This is a genomic window from Rossellomorea sp. ABR4_012, assembly GCF_056159545.1.
This window is the reverse complement of record NZ_JBSWVK010000003.1, coordinates 569,126-585,608: the sequence shown is the minus strand read 5'-3', so window position 1 is coordinate 585,608 and position 16,483 is coordinate 569,126. Positions and strand designations below refer to the sequence as shown.

At 42.9% G+C, this 16,483-nt stretch carries 15 protein-coding genes; 2 read left to right on the top strand and 13 right to left on the bottom strand.

All coding sequences use genetic code 11. The annotated features are described in order from the left end of the window. From ACXAFV_RS15940 to ACXAFV_RS15910, 7 genes are all read right to left on the bottom strand, one after another. Positions 1-720: glycosyltransferase family 2 protein (locus ACXAFV_RS15940; protein ID WP_475127911.1), on the bottom strand; the 720-nt coding region annotated here is incomplete at its 3' end. Between the two features lie 120 nt (positions 721-840). Further along, on the bottom strand, positions 841-2,367 hold the full coding sequence (locus tag ACXAFV_RS15935) for a phytoene desaturase family protein (protein ID WP_475127910.1): 1,527 nt from the start codon (positions 2,365-2,367) through the stop codon (positions 841-843). Positions 2,368-2,449: 82 nt separating this feature from the next. After that, positions 2,450-3,841, bottom strand: a complete 1,392-nt coding sequence (locus tag ACXAFV_RS15930) for an aldehyde dehydrogenase family protein (protein ID WP_475127908.1) — start codon at positions 3,839-3,841, stop codon at positions 2,450-2,452. Continuing rightward, positions 3,834-5,330: a phytoene desaturase family protein gene (locus ACXAFV_RS15925; RefSeq protein WP_475127906.1), complete on the bottom strand. Its 1,497-nt coding sequence runs from the start codon at positions 5,328-5,330 to the stop codon at positions 3,834-3,836. The genes ACXAFV_RS15930 and ACXAFV_RS15925 overlap by 8 nt, the downstream gene beginning before the upstream one ends. Beyond that, positions 5,320-6,216: a phytoene/squalene synthase family protein gene (locus ACXAFV_RS15920; RefSeq protein ID WP_475127905.1), complete on the bottom strand. Its 897-nt coding sequence runs from the start codon at positions 6,214-6,216 to the stop codon at positions 5,320-5,322. Before ACXAFV_RS15920 ends, ACXAFV_RS15925 begins: the two co-directional genes overlap by 11 nt. Before the next feature lie 158 nt (positions 6,217-6,374). Then, the gene (locus ACXAFV_RS15915; protein WP_475127904.1) at positions 6,375-7,262 is read right to left on the bottom strand and encodes an alpha/beta hydrolase; all 888 of its coding nucleotides are present in this window, start codon (positions 7,260-7,262) and stop codon (positions 6,375-6,377) included. Positions 7,263-7,957: 695 nt separating this feature from the next. Continuing rightward, a complete protein-coding gene (locus ACXAFV_RS15910; RefSeq protein ID WP_475127902.1) occupies positions 7,958-8,311 on the bottom strand; it encodes a hypothetical protein in 354 nt (117 codons plus the stop codon). 149 nt (positions 8,312-8,460) lie between these two features. Between ACXAFV_RS15910 and ACXAFV_RS15905 the strand changes: the two genes are divergently transcribed. Then, positions 8,461-8,607, top strand: a complete 147-nt coding sequence (locus ACXAFV_RS15905) for a hypothetical protein (RefSeq protein ID WP_475127901.1) — start codon at positions 8,461-8,463, stop codon at positions 8,605-8,607. Between the two features lie 744 nt (positions 8,608-9,351). On the opposite strand, the gene ACXAFV_RS15900 is transcribed toward ACXAFV_RS15905, so the two are convergent. The 3 genes from ACXAFV_RS15900 to ACXAFV_RS15890 all read right to left on the bottom strand — a co-directional run bounded on the left by ACXAFV_RS15900 (position 9,352) and on the right by ACXAFV_RS15890 (position 12,068). Further along, entirely contained in the window at positions 9,352-9,987 is a 636-nt protein-coding gene (locus ACXAFV_RS15900; RefSeq protein WP_475127900.1) for a class D sortase, read from the bottom strand. A 6-nt stretch (positions 9,988-9,993) separates the two neighbouring features. Further along, positions 9,994-11,166 carry a processed acidic surface protein gene (locus tag ACXAFV_RS15895; protein ID WP_475127899.1) on the bottom strand — a complete coding sequence of 391 codons (1,173 nt, stop codon included), beginning with the start codon at positions 11,164-11,166 and terminating at the stop codon, positions 9,994-9,996. A gap of 422 nt (positions 11,167-11,588) precedes the next feature. Beyond that, complete coding sequence (locus ACXAFV_RS15890) at positions 11,589-12,068, bottom strand: Lrp/AsnC family transcriptional regulator (protein ID WP_475127898.1); 480 nt, start codon at positions 12,066-12,068, stop codon at positions 11,589-11,591. A gap of 211 nt (positions 12,069-12,279) precedes the next feature. On the opposite strand from ACXAFV_RS15890, the gene ACXAFV_RS15885 reads away from it, so the two are divergent. Then, entirely contained in the window at positions 12,280-13,206 is a 927-nt protein-coding gene (locus tag ACXAFV_RS15885; RefSeq protein WP_475127897.1) for a DMT family transporter, read from the top strand. 724 nt (positions 13,207-13,930) lie between these two features. Here ACXAFV_RS15885 and ACXAFV_RS15880 read toward each other — a convergent pair. The 3 genes from ACXAFV_RS15880 to ACXAFV_RS15870 form a co-directional block, all read right to left on the bottom strand. Beyond that, positions 13,931-14,401: an N-acetyltransferase family protein gene (locus ACXAFV_RS15880; protein WP_475127896.1), complete on the bottom strand. Its 471-nt coding sequence runs from the start codon at positions 14,399-14,401 to the stop codon at positions 13,931-13,933. A gap of 125 nt (positions 14,402-14,526) precedes the next feature. After that, the gene (locus ACXAFV_RS15875; RefSeq protein ID WP_475127894.1) at positions 14,527-14,691 is read right to left on the bottom strand and encodes a DUF6980 family protein; all 165 of its coding nucleotides are present in this window, start codon (positions 14,689-14,691) and stop codon (positions 14,527-14,529) included. 546 nt (positions 14,692-15,237) lie between these two features. Further along, positions 15,238-16,422, bottom strand: a complete 1,185-nt coding sequence (locus tag ACXAFV_RS15870; protein WP_475127893.1) for a cytochrome P450 — start codon at positions 16,420-16,422, stop codon at positions 15,238-15,240. Between the last annotated feature and the right edge of the window lie 61 nt (positions 16,423-16,483).

Here is a 16,483-nt window from a genome sequence, read left to right as displayed (position 1 = left end):
CCCTTTGCCGCCGAGGCAGCGGACCGGGAGATCTTTGTCAAGGAATGCCTCTCCCAGTGCGAGATCATCCATGATGGCCCCCTCGATCCCCAGGTGTCCCCCAGACAAAAAATAATCGTCCCGATTGCATAGAATGCAGGGGCCGAACGAGCCGGCGGTTTTAAACCGCGATCCCCAGATCGTGAATAGATTCATTCCGACAACGACAATGATGTTAAAGACAACGGAGAGGTGTTCGTACAAGCGCTCAACTGTATGAAATGGCTGTAATGCCACGATGCCCCTTGCGCCTTTTCCCTGGTAGAAATGCAGCAGATTCCTTATTCCATCCACACTCGTGAACCGTGTATCTGCATCCAGAAAAAGTAACCAGCTCCCTTTTGCATGCTCGGCACCGAGCCAGCAGGCAGATGACTTTCCTGCCCCACTATTTTTCAGGACCGTTGCATCGTAGCTTTCCGCGACAGCCACAGTATTGTCCGTTGAATCGTCATCCACAACCAGTATTTCAAATTGTTTAAACCCCTGATTCTGCAATGATTGCAATAAAGGTGCGATCCTGCCCTCTTCATTCCTGGCAGGGATAATGATGGACAGAAACGGCAGACCGACCGCATTTCTTGAGTTGAAACCAGGAACTGGCAAAGACCAGAACATGAGGATGCCAATCACAACTGCCAGAATTCCAATAGCAAGATTAATCACTTCTGAAGCTGCCATAAAATCTGCCTCCTTCCTTTACGTGTGAATATACAACTTCCCGATCAGCCTTCATTTACGTGCCAACACACAACTTGACCATCCTTCAGCTACGTATCAACAAACAACCATAACCAGCCTTTACCTTACCGAATAATCATACAACTCACCCGTATCATCCTGTATCAGTTCCTGTGCGGTGATCCTGGCCGATAACAGCACTATTGGGACGCCGGCTCCAGGATGTGTGCTACTTCCGGTGAAATATAAGTTTTCACAATGCGTTGCCTTGCTTTGCGGACGATAGTGGTTGCTTTGGTCCAGGGTTGGCTGCAACCCAAACGTGGCGCCGTTATAGGCATTGAATTTCGATTCAAAGTCCCGTGGTGTGGTATACGTTTCTGTGACAATCTCATTTTCAACGTTTTCAAAACCACGGATCTTTTTTAATTCACTCAGAATGTAGCTGCGATAATAAGAAATGGTTTCCTCGTCCCATTCATACTTTGCTGTTGCTATATTCGAGACGGGCATCAGGATATACAATCCATCTTTCCCCTCGGGTGCAAGGGAAGGATCCATTTTCGAAGCGATGTACACATAAAAGGAGCCATTCGTCAGTTTCTTGCCGTCAAAAATATCTTCCAGATTCTCATCTAGCTTTTCATTGAAAATAAAGTTATGTACATGGTCGATTTCTTCATATTTCCGGTCCATGCCGAGATACATTAGAAAACATGAACAGGAGTATTTCATGCTGTCGATCTTTTTATCGGTGTATTTCCCTTTGGCGACCTTGTCTTTGACTAAGTGTTTCATCGCATACGGGAAGTCCGCATTACAGACGACGTAATCCGCAGGGATTCTTTGGCCGTCCACGATAATCCCGTCCGCCTTGCGATGTTGAATGCTGATTTCCTCCACATCTTTGCCATAGTGAATGGTTCCTCCAAGTTCCTTGAAGAGCCTCTCCATTGAAAGTGCCATCGTAAACATTCCGCCTTTAATGAACCATACTCCATATAAAAATTGAATCATCGGGATCATGGTGTAAAAAGATGGACTTTTAAGAGGGGAAATGCCTATGTACAACGTTTGAAAACTGATCAGCTGCTTCAGCCGCTCATTCTTGATGTATTTTCCGATAAACGTATCGGCCGTGTCGTATGGTTTCAGTTTCAACGCTTTTTTCAACATAGGAAGGTTATAAAAATCAGACCTTTTGCGGAATGGCCGTTGAAGGATGTGATGTTTTGCAATGACAAAGCGCTTGTAAATTTCATGCATATATTGAAAAAAACCTTCCGTGTCCTCTTCGCTGATCGATTCAATCGTCTTCGTCAAATGTGTAAGGTCCGAGGAGATATCGAAAGGCTTGTCGGGAATATCACTGAAATAAGCCCGATAAATCGGGTCCAATTTTTCCATTGGAATGTATTCATCCGGGTCGCGGCCGCATAATTCGAAAATTTCCCGATACAGTTCCGGCATCATGACAATACTCGGCCCTAAATCAAATGTGTAGCCGTCAAGTTCAATACGATTCATTTTGCCTCCGGGCGTTGATCCTTTTTCATAGATCTCTACTTGGTACCCCGCATGCTGCAGCCTGATGGCACTGGCAAGTCCTGCAACACCTGCACCCACGACAATAACTTTTTTACTCATGTAAATCCCCTCATTTCGATAGTTCCCCTTAAAAACCCTTACTTCAACCTTTACACGTACCATTGTGTCTAATCTTTTCCTATTACAGCAGCCACTTTCTCAACTTCTTCAAAGCTTTCATATTTCGATCGGAATACGGCGGGAATTTCCCTGAAACTCGCATAAAATAATCCGCTTTGTAATCTGTTTTTTCATAACTGAAGGCGAGAAAACCAGCTTTGCCGTGATAAGCACCGTATCCACTTCTCCCGACTCCACCGAAAGTGACATGGGGACTCGCGGCGTGATGGATCGCTTGGTTGACGCTGATGGTCGGTGTCCGCATGTGTTCCTTGAACAGCCCGACCCCATTCTTATCTTTGCTGAACATATATCCCGTAAGTGCATCCCGTTGAATCATTCCACTGGACAATAACGTGTTCAAATCCGTATACGGAATGACAGGAAGGACCGGGCCGAAGATCTCTTCTTCTAAGATCGAACTTCCCGGTTCCAAATCCGTCACGACGGTCGGGGCGATGAACCGATCGTCTCGGTCATGGGTACCCCCATGCCGGACGGCACCCTGGCCGATAATCTCAACCACCTTCTGAAAATGTGCATCCGTACAAATCCGGCCATAATCATCGCTTTCCTGGGGTCGGTCTCCGTAGAAAGCTGAGATCGAAGCGGAAATTTCATTCAACGTTTTCTCATAAATGGACTGATGGACAAACAGCGTGTCCGGTGCAATGCAGGTTTGTCCCGCATTAAGGAATTTCCCCCAGACGATGTCCCTGATGGCCGCTTTCGAATAGCCTGTTTCATCGAGGATGCACGGGTTTTTCCCGCCGAGTTCCAGTATCACCGGGGTGAGCTGCCCCGCCGCCTGCTCGGCCACGAGTTTTCCTGTCTGCGTACTGCCTGTAAAGAAAATCAGGTCAAATGGGGATGAAGTCAACAGGCTCGCGGTACCAGCATCTCCTGTCACAACGATTAGTTGTTCGGGAGGAAAGGCTCCATCCATGACCTCTTTCAGCAGTTCAGCCGTAGCCGGTGCATGCTCGGATGGTTTGATTACACAGCGGTTTCCGGCGGCGATGGCCCCGATCGCCGGCATCAAGGAAAGCTGAAGCGGATAATTCCACGAACCGATGATGAGTACACTACCCTGTGGATGCCTCTTTCTGTTGATCGTTTCCACATACCCCATTTTAAAATGCCGTGACCGAACCTGCCGCATCCATTTTCCCAAATGCCTGCATACATGATCGATTTCATTCAACAACACAGCAATTTCAGATGAAAAGGCTTCGAATGGCGGTTTTCCCAAATCGGAATGAAGAGCCTTCAAAAATGCCTCTTCATGCTTCAATAAAATGGTCTTCAGCTTCAAAAGCTGTTTTTTACGTGTTTCAAGAGAGGGGCTGCCTGTTGAAAACAGATCCTCTCTCTGTCTTTCAGGTAATGCTTTCAGAAAAGCCTCCTCAGGCATGGGATGCATCCCTCTCCACAATTTTCTTCCCTACAAGCTGGCCGCTCAACGTGACCATCGGCATTCCTCCGCCCGGGTTCACCGTCCCGCCGACAAAATAAAGATTGTCATAGCGTTCACTATGTTTCGGATGCTTGAATCCTTTATTCTTCTTTTTGTCTGACACGGTCCCATAGATCGCACCGCGGTCGGAGCCGTACGTCCGTCTGATATCTTCCGGAGTCCACATATCCTTTGTGACGATATTTTCGCGTAAGTCCTCGAGTCCCATTTTTTCCAATTTGATCAGGACCCGTTCAGCGAACTGTTCATAGTCCTGCTGCGTAAACGGTTTTTCATCCCGGATAAATGGAATATGAGGCAGCACTTTAATATTTTCATGTCCTGGAGGGGCTTGTGTCGGATCAGTCTTATTGACGTTCACGAGATAAATGACCGGGTCGTCCGGCAGTTCACGGCGGTGGAAGATCGATTGCATCTGCTGCTTCATATTTTCTGCGAAAAAGAAATTATGATGGCGCAGCTGCGGATAGCTCTTTTTCACACCCAAATGCATCACGAGTCCGGAACTGGCCGGTTCGAATTTCTTTTTCAATTTATTAATATATTGGCTGTCTTCCTCCAGCAATCGTTCGTAAACCGGGATGACTTCCATATTGGAAACAAAATAATCTGCCGTAAGTGTTGTCCCGTCTTCCAATACGGCACCGGTAATTTCCCCATCCTTTTTTTCAAGCTTTACGATCTGCCTTCCCAAATGGAAGGTGACGCCCACTTCTTCAGCCAGCTTCACGAGGCCGTTTGCCAGTTTGTTCAAACCGCCGGGTACATACCATACGCCCTGATCATGCTGCATGTAGATCATCATATTCAGCACGGCTGGTGCATCGTAAGGGGACGAACCGACGTACTTGATAAAATAGGAAAGTTTATCGCGGAACTGCTCATTGCTGATCCGTTTATCAATGGCGCCGTGAACCGTCGAAAACAGATCAAAGTTCTTAATCGCACTGAACAGACCCGTATGCTTCATGATTTCCCTCGTGCGGTCAACACCATGCTGAAAATAAGTTTTATCCGTCATATCATAAAGCGTTTTCGAATAGTCCAGCAGATTCTTATATTCACGGATATCCTTTTCAGTCAGGGATGGGTTCTTCTCCAGCATGTCGTTCAAATCTTCATATAAGTCTATGACATTTCCATCTGGGAAAAAGGAGCGCCACTGATGATCCAGCTTCTCAATCTGAACGTAGTCCTTCATCGATTTCCCGCTGGCGGCAAACAATTTTTCAAAGATCTGCGGCATCGTCAATATGGACGGGCCGAGATCGAATCCAAAACCATCTTGATCCAGCCGATTCAGCTTTCCGCCGATGTGGTTGTTTTTTTCATATAAGGAGACATCGTATCCGGCCTGCGCAAGTGAAATCGCAGCCGACAGTCCACCGAGTCCTCCTCCGATGACGAGTACGGATTTATTTTTCAACTGTTAATGCATCTCCTTCCCGCAAATCAAAGGCGCTTTTGACTGCAACGTTGATTTGGGTCATTTTTTCTTTTGTCACATAGTTCCGTTTCGTTAGACATTGGTATCCATTGTTTCTGACAGCGTCAAGTATGCCTTTATATACGTGAGCTGACAGATAGACGGGCACGCGGCTATCGGGATCGAACAGCTCTATGTTTAACAAGAACTTGCTATATAATAATTCAGCACGTGCAGCAAGTTTTTCCCATAGGTTGATGAAATGTTCATTGATCGTACCGTTATGTAAATCTTTCTCTGAATAGTGAAAATGGCGTAATTCAGCGTTTGGAAGGTAGATGCGGTTTTTCTCATGGTAATCTTCGCCGATGTCACGCAGAATATTCGTGATTTGCATGGCAACGCCCAGACTGACCGCTGATGATTGCAAATCAGCAGAAGATTCCGAAGCAATGACAGGCAGAAGCATTAATCCGACAGACCCTGCAACATAGTAACTGTATCGTTCCAGTTCCTTCATTGTTTTCGGGGTTGTAAATGTTAAATCCATGGACTGCCCCGTCAGTTGGTCATAAAACGGGCCGATGTCCATATCATACGTATTAAATACATGTCTGAGTGCGCGCCAAAGTGGTTTATCCAATTCCTCATGATCGTTGAACAAATCAAGCTCTTTCTTCAATTGTCTCAGCATCTGAACCTTTTTCTTGGATGAATGGTTTCCGTCTGCACACTCATCAGCGGTCCTGCAAAAAGCGTAGATGGCATAAACGGCATGTGCCTTTTCACTTGGCAGTTGTGAAAAGGCATAGTAAAAGCTTTTGGAATGTTTTTTTATGATCTTTTCACAATAATCAAAATCCGCTTGCCGTTGCTCTTTGTCCATATCCATCTCCTTCTGATCCATGTCCAGATCATTGAAATATCGTTAAACCGTCGATTGGCTTTTTTCTACTGCTTCCAAGTCTGTAACCTTAGAACTTATTTTATACCCTCGTTCCCCACTAAAAAAACTTTGGATGTGCTATTAATAAAGGAGGTGTTTCAATTTCCATTGGATCTGGCTACTTCTTTGATCTTCCTTGCGATCAATCTCCAAGCCTCTTCCGCACTTTCTTTTGGACCGAGATGGGTAAACGCGTGAGAACAGTCTCTGAATTGCTCAGCTTGAACGCTTACCCCTGCTGCTTTTAGTTTCTCGGCATAACATTCGGCTTCTGGCCTGAATGCGTCGTACTCCGCTATGAGGATAAGGGCAGAAGCCAAGCGGTCACTCACCTCAGCACGAACAGGCGAAGCGTGAGGATGACCCGCTTGTTCTTTGTCAGGTACGTAACACATGTTTAAAAAATGTGCGACTTGAGGATAGCGGGCACGCCACTTATCCGGTTCCGGTTTGGCCCCATGCGGGGTGACAAAATCCAGCATCGGGCAGGACAGCACTTGGAGCAGGGGCTGGTCCTCCCCTTTCTCTTCAAGGTAGAGACAGAGCGCTGCTGCGAGATTCCCACCTGAGCTTTGTCCGCCAACCATGATTTTTTCAGCATCGATATTCAACTCATCGGCTCTTCTCTTCATCCATTGAATAATTTCAAAGCACTGTTCAATCGGTTTCGGAAAAGGGTACTCTGGTGCTTTCACATAATCGACATTCACGACCACACATCCTGCCTTATTGGCCAGGTAGCGGCAATAGGGATCATCCATCTCCTTTTCATTCATGATGAACGCTCCTCCGTGGAAATTGATATAGACAGGGAACTTTTTCTGTTGTGCTTCTAAAGGATAATATATGGAAATGTTAGTAGGATGAACAGATGTTTCAACGACCACATCTTTTTTCATTTTTACATCTTGTCGGGGAATCATAGGTGTTTTTTTTGCTTGATTTGGAAGGAGGCGCAGACATTTTGCAATGATGAGAGTGAACATAAGGGTAACCTCACTTTTTTTAACATTTTAGCCATGAATGGGACACTTCTATACTCGGATTTTATTGCTCCAGCAGTGGAAGGGATCAAGAGTTCATCGGTCTTTTCTTTATTTCTTTTCCATTCCCAATATTGGTACCCTTACAATAGAAGTGCTGAATCTTGTTTTCAATGTATTTATCTCACTATGAATTTTTAAAGTTCATTATGCCTTTTCTATCTATTCCATAAAAAGACGCATATCCCTGCTTTGGGATTATGCCTCGATGATTTCCGTTTTGGGGCCTGCCCACCAGGGTTTCGTGCCTGACCCCTGTACGCTATAGCTTCACCGTACCGGGGATCAGGCCCACCCCCAGCCATTCATTCCAACTCTCCGACTGATCCAAAGATTTTTCGACAAATTGGGTGATAAACGGAAAGTGGATTGTATTTTTGAAATGTGGCACGTAAACGTCTAAAGTGGCACGTATTTTCCGAAAGTTGCACGCAAACTCGGAAAGTGGCACGTATTTTCATTAAAGGAAGGAATATAGAGAAACTGAGCCGTTTGGTTATCACATTGGCGGCATCCCCCCCGCCTCAGACCCATTTTCAGAAGAGATAATGTAAGAAAACACCTCAGCAAATCAAAAAAGGATGGATATTCATCCATCCTTACCGATAACATATTACAGCTGCCTGCTAAAGTCCCCTTCATTCTCGCTTCAACTTAATCGGTGAATGTAAATCATCAAAATCCCTATAGGATCGATGGGATACGACTTTTTTCCCATTTGAATAGCCATCCAGTTGTAAAACCCGGTCAGAATTGGTTTCCAGATAGAACTGATAATGGTTCATGTTCAGTCTGTAAAAAGTGTAGCTGTTGCCGAGTAGATTCTTCCTGATCACCTGTGTGTCAGGGTGCTGCTTGATGAACTCAGCCAATTCCGGAACTGTAGCATTTGGAATATCAGCGATAGAATAGAACTTCTCCTTCATATTGTCTTTTAGCGTATGCATGGTATGCTGCGCCATGTCTTTCCATTCACTTCCATGTAACTCCATAATAACCCTCCTCATTTCTTGTTACTAAGAAGAGTCTCCAATTTCACATAATACATTCCCTGATAAAGAAACCAGCCTATTTTGAATGACACTAGAAATATAAATTTCCAAGGTGAAAATTGAGCATATTATCGGTAGGGGGTGATAGGATGGCTGACAAAAAGAAAACTACCAAAGACAACGAAGAATACAGTACATTAGAGAATGGAACTAAAAACGATCGGCATAATGATAATGCCCTGGCGGCAGCAGCTCTTGAACAGGAAACCCCAAGGATTAATACAGATAACATTTAATAGTAGATGATCCGTTATTTGGGAAGTGACTAAGATTCGCTAAAGCTCACCACCCCAGGGGACTGACCCCAACAATTCAGGAGCATTAGTAAAAAAACAAGGGACGGCCCCTTTTTAAAGCAAGTAAGGTCCGTCCCAATTCCTTTACGTTTTATACCGCTGAAACTTCCACTTTCTCCTCTTCAGCATCATCCACAACGGCAGACCCGACGGCTTATCATGGGAGAGGGACGGACCTTTTTGAGACAAAGGCCCGTCCCTCCAGATAAAGGATGCAAAAAGGCGTATCTCTTGCTTACCCGGTCTTATCCAACTTATTAAGATGTTTGATCAGGCTCCCTTTCTGCATCCCATATCGGCAACTCTATAAAAATTTTTCGACAAGTGGCTTAAATATGCGGCTCACATTTCCCTTATACCCGGGTTCCATTACGATTTATGCTGACTTTTCAAGATTTATGCTGAAAAAAATGAGTTTATGCTGACTTTTAGAGATTTATGCTGAATAATTTCATTATATGCTGACTTTTACAAAAATAACCAATTCACAACATCGAAGGATGACCCTTGTTTTTCCAAAGCAAGAGAACCGTCTCTAATGCTTTTTAATAAGAAAAGTAGAGGAGGTAACCGTCCCCACTCTACATAAAACAAAGAAAGATCCTTCCCCAGATAAAGAATGCCTAATCCACAAAAAACCGAATAATGGCCCTTTTCCAGAGAATCCATTATTCGGGAAGCACTTCACTCTTTTTTTGACGAAATCAAATCCGCTACAAGGATATAACGCTCTGGTGATGCCCCGATAAAATTGAACGGGTAGCAGGTGGAAACAGTCAGGGTCGCCTTTGGTTTTGGTACAATGACCGTCCTGTCATTCTTGTCAACGATGCGTACTTTTTTGACTTTGTACGTAAATTCCCCCGCAGATGTTTGCACAACAAGCAGGTCGCCTATCCCCACCTCACCCATCTGACGAAAGACAGTGTCACGATGACCTGACAGGACTGTATTATCTTCCTCACCAGGCAGGACACTGCCGGCGAAATGTCCCACTCCTTTATCCAGTTCATCTTCATGTGTTCCGTGAAAAATCGGCAGCTTTGCCGCAAGCTTCGGGATGATAAGCTCACCAATATTTTCTCCCTTTTCAGGACGTTCTGCATAAAGGGGGACCTTCTCTTGTTCCTTGCTCTGTTCCTTCTCTTTCAAATCAGGCTTCGTTGTATAATCTTCAGCATTTACTTGTCCTGTTTTAAATAGCAGATACCCTTTTAAAAAGGTATAGGCATTCGTCCCGGCAAACCATGCTCCAAATACAATGAGACTCACAGACAATAAAAGGGGTACGAGACGCTTGCTGCGTTTGACCTTTCTCACTTGAGGTTAAATCCCTTTGACTCTATAGCGTCTGAATAAGAAAGCACCAACTAATACAAATGCCAGGCCAACGAAAGTATTGCCAACATAATCAGAAGCTGTTTTCGGAAGCTTGCCGCCTTTGACTGTTTTGACAAGTGGTTTCGATCCATTTGGTGCTTCAGCCGTCACAATTTCCTTTGCTTGCTTCATGTCCTTCCCTGTCTCCTGAATAAGCTCAGAGCCAAACATGTCTGCCGTCAGCAATAGATCAGCAAGAAACGCCCCTTGCTTGTTGTATAATTCCATTAATAGATCATACCCATTTGTCGTGTCCATCGTCATCAGAGTTTCAAATGATACGACTTGTTTTTCATCATCTTTCACGAGGTAATACGACGTTTCCAACTCAAAAAGTTGGAGCATGTCATGAAAGATATCGAGAAGCTCTGCAATTTGCTCAGCTGTAAGTTCTTCAGCGGTTTCAAATTCTTCAAACGCCATCATTCTTTCGCTTAGCTCGATTAATTGATCCAGGAAAGCAGGATCTTCAAACGCAAGAGTTTCAAAATGAGCAAACAACTTTTCAAGCTCCTCATCCGTCAGACCGATTTCTGTGAAGAGACCATATACTTCGTCTAAATTTGCACCACCGTTCACATAGATATCAACAGCGAGCTCAAGATCTTCAATATACTCATAGTTTTCAATGGCATCGTCATTCTCTTTTAAAAATTGCTCCAGTGCTTCCTTTGAGTCAAAGCCATAATCACTTAATAGCTGCATAAGGTTTTCTTCATCAATCGGAGTACCTTCCCATCCGTTCAAATAAAAATCCACATACTCATGAAGTTCTTCGGAAAAGATGATCCATGTGCCTTCCAACACATCTTGTCCCTCTTCTATATCACCATATTCAACTAGAAGTTCATTCAACTCTTCACGACTCAGGTCAAATTCTTGTAGTACTAGTTGAATAGATTCCTCTGAAAGTGGTGTACCGAGATCTTCCACAGACTCATAATCTTCCAAATACCATTCTTTACTTTCAAGATAATCGATATAATCCTGCTTCTCCCACCCAATATTCTTCAAAAACTCTTCAAAATCTGGTTCATTAGGCTCAATGGCGTACGTCATTCCCGGTAAAACACCAAATCCCAAAACCAATACCAAAACTAGCGAAAGTAAACGCTTCATCACTTATCCTCCAGAGGTTTATGTATTTAATATCTAGAATAGTATAATCTCGGAGGGTGAATTTGGATATAGGTATTTTTTTCTATAAAATCACAAAAGAGCTACCATTGTAAAAAGGTAGCTCTTTGAATATGAATGACTGATTCGATTTGTTATATAGCTTACTAGAATTCATATAAGTTCAAGAAGGGATTCCATTCAGGTTGCCGCTGAGAGCATGGTACTACTTCTAACCAACCCCCAACAAAGAGATGACACATTTAACCGCTTTTCGTCTACCTGGCCAACAAGAAGCACCCGGGGACAGGCCCGACAACACTGGCAAACCTGGGACGGTTTTCACACTACTTTTCGGGATAAATTCGTGGTGATGGTCCAAAGGAAAAAGGTAGAGAGGGAACGTTCCCCACTCTACCCTCATCTCAACTCCCCTGGATCGGCAACACCGTAGAATCCTTAATTTCCCTCAACGCCAGACTCGTTTGAATCTTGGTGATCCCCATTTCATTCAGCCTTCGAATAAAAAGCTCCAGCCCCTTACGATCCTTGCAGGCGACTTTCAGGAGATAATCATATTCCCCGGTCAAACAGTGACATTCCAAGACTTCTTCCATTGTTTCCAATGTCTCCTCCACTGCTTCCAACTTTTCTGTCCTATGTTCATTCGTGCTCATAAACACAAAGCATAGTAAGTCAAATCCCAATTTTTCATGGTTTAGAATGGCTACCTGTTTTTTGATATATCCTTCCGTCTCGAGCCTCTTGATTCTTGCGTGTACGGCTGGTGCCGATAAGTTTACCCTTTTTGATAATTCAAGATTGCTCAGCTGCCCATCCTTTTGAAGCAAATCCAATAGCTGAAGATCCATCTGGTCCAATACCCTGCTGACAATTGATTCCATGATTCATCCACCCTTTTCAATTGTTCCAAAAACCACCGATAAAACGATGTAGATATTAATTTTTATAATCTAAAAACCTATTATACTTTCAATTATTTCGATTAATTCTCATTATACAATAAGTTCTTTTGTAATATCAGGAAAATGTTAAAATTATTCTTATAGTAAATGTCATTGTGCACAATGGCTCTTCGAAAAGGGGCTAAATGACGTGAAGTATTATTATCTATTGTTACTGACCAGTCTTCTCTGGGGAGGCAACTTCATTGTGGGGAAAACGCTTGTGGAACATGCATCCCCGGGAACATTGACGATAGTAAGATGGGCCATCGCCATCGTATGCCTGTTCCCGATTGTCTGGTGGAAAGAAAAAAAGCTCGTTCCACCGATCCAATCGGTCCTTCCCTTATGTTTAATGGGTCTGACAGGGGTGGCCCTCTTTCAGGCACTGCAATTCATGGCCTTGGAAAAAACCTCAGCTACCAATGTGGGCTTGATTTCCACGTTAAATATGTTTTCAATCGCCGGAATTTCATTTATATTTTTAAAGGAAAAAATGAACGCATTTCAACTGCTATCTATGTTCTTATCGCTCTTTGGCGTGTTACTTGTCCTTTCCAAAGGGAACACGGAAATGATCTTTTCCCTGCAATTTAATGAAGGGGATCTGTATATGCTGGCCGCGGTTGTGATGTGGGGATTCTATTCCGTTTGCAGCAAATGGGCGATGAAGACCGTCACCCCCATGATGTCCATTTTATACTCGGGTATATTCGGTCTTCTCATCCTTCTTCCCTTTAACCTTCAAGATTTCCGGGTAACCAATGTGGATGCTTCTTTCATGCTGTCGATCATATATACCGGTGTGATTTCCACTGTTGTCTGCATGGTACTCTGGAATGTCGGGGTAAATAAATTAGGGCCAAGTACGTCGGGATTGTTCTTGAATTTTAATCCCGTATTCACAGCCTTATTGGCGTTTGCCTTTTTGGGAGAAAAGATGAATGGGCTGCAAGCTGCTGGCAGTATGATTGTCTTGGCGGGATGCGTGTTGTTTTCGTTATTCAAGTCAAAGTCTCGCATCTTCAAGGAAATTCCTTCACATATGATATCAAATGAGCCTGTAAAGACTTCATGAAAAGAAGCAGTGCCGGTTTAGGGGGAACTTGGGACGATTCTCACTCTACTTTTCAGGGTACATTCCGTGGGATGGATCTTTGCTGTAAAAGGAATAGGTAGAGAGGGAACCGCCCCCACTCTACCTGTAGGAGCTGATGAATGGTATACGCTACCGGGTGAGAAATATCACCTTCATGATTCACGAGATCATGAGGTCATTCACCGGATGCTTTCTGCCGTGTTGGAGCGACCTTGAAGTTAGGGCCATGCATGCATAATAATAAAAAATCATTCGGGGCTTCCGAATGATTTTTATTATTGAAGAAAATAGCCGGGTCAAGGGACCTGTCCCCCTGAGCCATCGGATTTGTGGCCTGCCCTTTGGTAAGCTAAAGCTTCACCGTACCCGTCGGTGGTGAGGCCCCCGCAATTCATTGGAACTGAGTATCCATGACCCAAAGATTTTTCGACAAGTTGGTTGATAAACGGGGAAAGTGGCACGTATTTTTAAAATGTTGCATGTAAATGTGGAAAGTGGATCGTATTTTCCAAAAGTGGAACGGATATTTGAAAAGTGGCATGTATTTTTTATAGCGGATGAAATATGGCTGAAAATTAACCTGTTTGTTAATCACATCGGCGACGTCCATCAGGGCCAGACCCATTTTCAGAAAAAATAGTGCAAGAAATGTACTTCTCGAAATCAAAAAGGATGGAAATTCATCCATCCTTAACTAAAAACATTATAAATCTATCTCCATCCGCCTCATTTTTGTTCGTAAATTCATAGACTCATAAAACTTTATCGCATTCTCGTTAAACTCCCACACGCCTAATTCCAATGAGTCTGCTTCTATACTCTTTGCGTACTCCACTATTTTCGCAAAGAATCGTTTCCCCATTCCTTTTCCTCTGTACGTACGATCGACACCAAAATCGTCCATATAGACAACTTTCTTAGGGATTAGAATTGGTCTTTCTTCTGTATTTTTTATCGTAATGATGGTATAAGCGATTGGCTGGTCTTCTTCCAATAAGAATACCTTTGTGTTTTCTCCCTCTATCAAGTTATTGAAATACTCCTTGTCTAACGTGACATCAGCCATCTTATAATGGTCCGGTCTTTCCTTTGTATGAATCTCGTGGACTTGTTTTTGTATGTGATGAATGGCATCATAATCTTTCTTGGCTGCTTCTCTCATATGTATCTCCACTATATTTCCCTCCTGATGTTTGTTGTAAAACTGCCCTTCACTTGAACAAAGGGCGGCTGCATGAAGCACGGGGACTGCCTTGTGCTTCCGAAGCAAGAGAACTGTCCCCATGCTTCCATAAGAAATTATAATTTAGAACCACACCACGGGCAGTAATCAACCCTTATACTTGAAGACCCTCCATCATGAATGATCAACCCGTATTCATTATCACGATCATCAAAATTGATGATATTATCAGGGCAATCAAAGGGGTCTTTATTTATGAATATCACACTTGAAATTTGCATGATAGTCCATATCTTTACAAAAATGTTTTTTCATGAGTTTACCTCTCCACATAATTACTTGTGAATTTGTAGTGAATTATAAATGATTGTCACCAATGATAATCATTTCATTATCCTTCTTTACTTGATTTAACAGGCTATCAGGATGCGCTTTTTTAACTATCTTTATTAATTGGTATACATTCATATTTCACGAGTCCCCAAGAAACAATACCTCAATACCAATTATTTCAAAATTCCACGACATAAACAATATCAAATATTTCAAAGAAAAATGGGCTTATCCGGTTCTGGATAAGCCTCCTATATTAGAATATATGTACAGCTAATGAAGCTTTTTTAAAAAGCTGCGTTTGAACAAAATCCATGTACGGCGTGTTGTAGACAGCTCTATAATGAAGGAATAGAGTGAGAACCGTCCCCACTCTACTTTTCAATTACAAAACCCTAACACCTTCCAAACTCGAAAACCACATCAAATTCTGCTTCAGAGAAGCGCAGTGACGTATCTCTTGCATCCCGCACAAGAACCGTCCCCGCGCTTCGCTAAAAACGCACGTGCATTTCTTTCATAGCTCTAAAGCCCACCAGATTTCTCCATTCGACCTCTTCGGTTTCCAGATGGATATTAGTATCGTTTTGTAAAAGCGTCTGTATCGCAATTTGAGATTCTATCCTCGTTAAAGCAGAACCTAAACAGAAATGAATGCCTGATCCAAATGCAAGGTGAGGGTTTGGGTTTCTTGTAATATCAAAGACATCCGCGTTTGAGAATTGTTTAGAATCCCGATTAGCTGCTCCAATAAGGACGTACACATGATCACCTTTTCTAATCTGAACGTCGTTAAGTTCAACATCCTCCGATGCGATCCTGGCTATCATTTGAGTAGGGCTTTCATATCGTAAGCATTCCTCTATTGCTGATTCAATAAGAGAAGGATTTTCAATCAACATATGGTATTCTTTTGGATTTTTTAATAGACAATAGAATGAATTACTGATTAAATTGACGGTTGTTTCATGTCCAGCAATCACAAGTAACACAGAAGCTGCTAATAGTTCTTCTTCCGTTAGTTTCCTATCATTTTCTTGCTGCAATAATTCGCTGATTAGATCATCTTGAGGAGATTCCCTCCTTTTTTCAATCAGATCTTTAAAAAAGGACAGCATCTCCAATGTTGTATTGTTTCCTTCAACAATGGATCGTCTTGAACGTGTAAAGTCGATTGATTGAATCAAATTCAATGCCCATTTACGAAAAATATTTTTATCATTATCCGGTATCCCTATTATTTTTGCAATCACAAGACTGGCAAAAGGAAATGCAAAATCGGAAACCACTTCTATTTTCTTCTTATCCTTTAGGTTATTCCATAAATTCATTGCTATTTTTTCTATAAATGGACGACACTCTTCAATTCTGGCAGGAGTAAATGTATGGCTGATAAGCTTACGTAGTCTTCCGTGATCAGGTGGATTTCTAAAAAGCATCATTTGGCTTTGGATATCTTTTATGGCTTCATACTTTTTCGTTGTCTCGGGAAGTGGGATTCGAGTTTGAAAACGGTTATCCTTAAGGATGGTTAATGCTTCTTGATATCCCGTTACGTACCATCCAGGATATTTATAAAAACTCCCTTTATACACCGGATGAATGGAACGAATTTCCTCATAAAAAGAATACGGGCTTTTCGTAATGTTATATGTAAATCTATCTGTACTTTGATTCATCTTGTCCTCCCTCCTAAACCTACTTGGTATTAAGTACAGCGGCAATTCACTGTTTTTACCT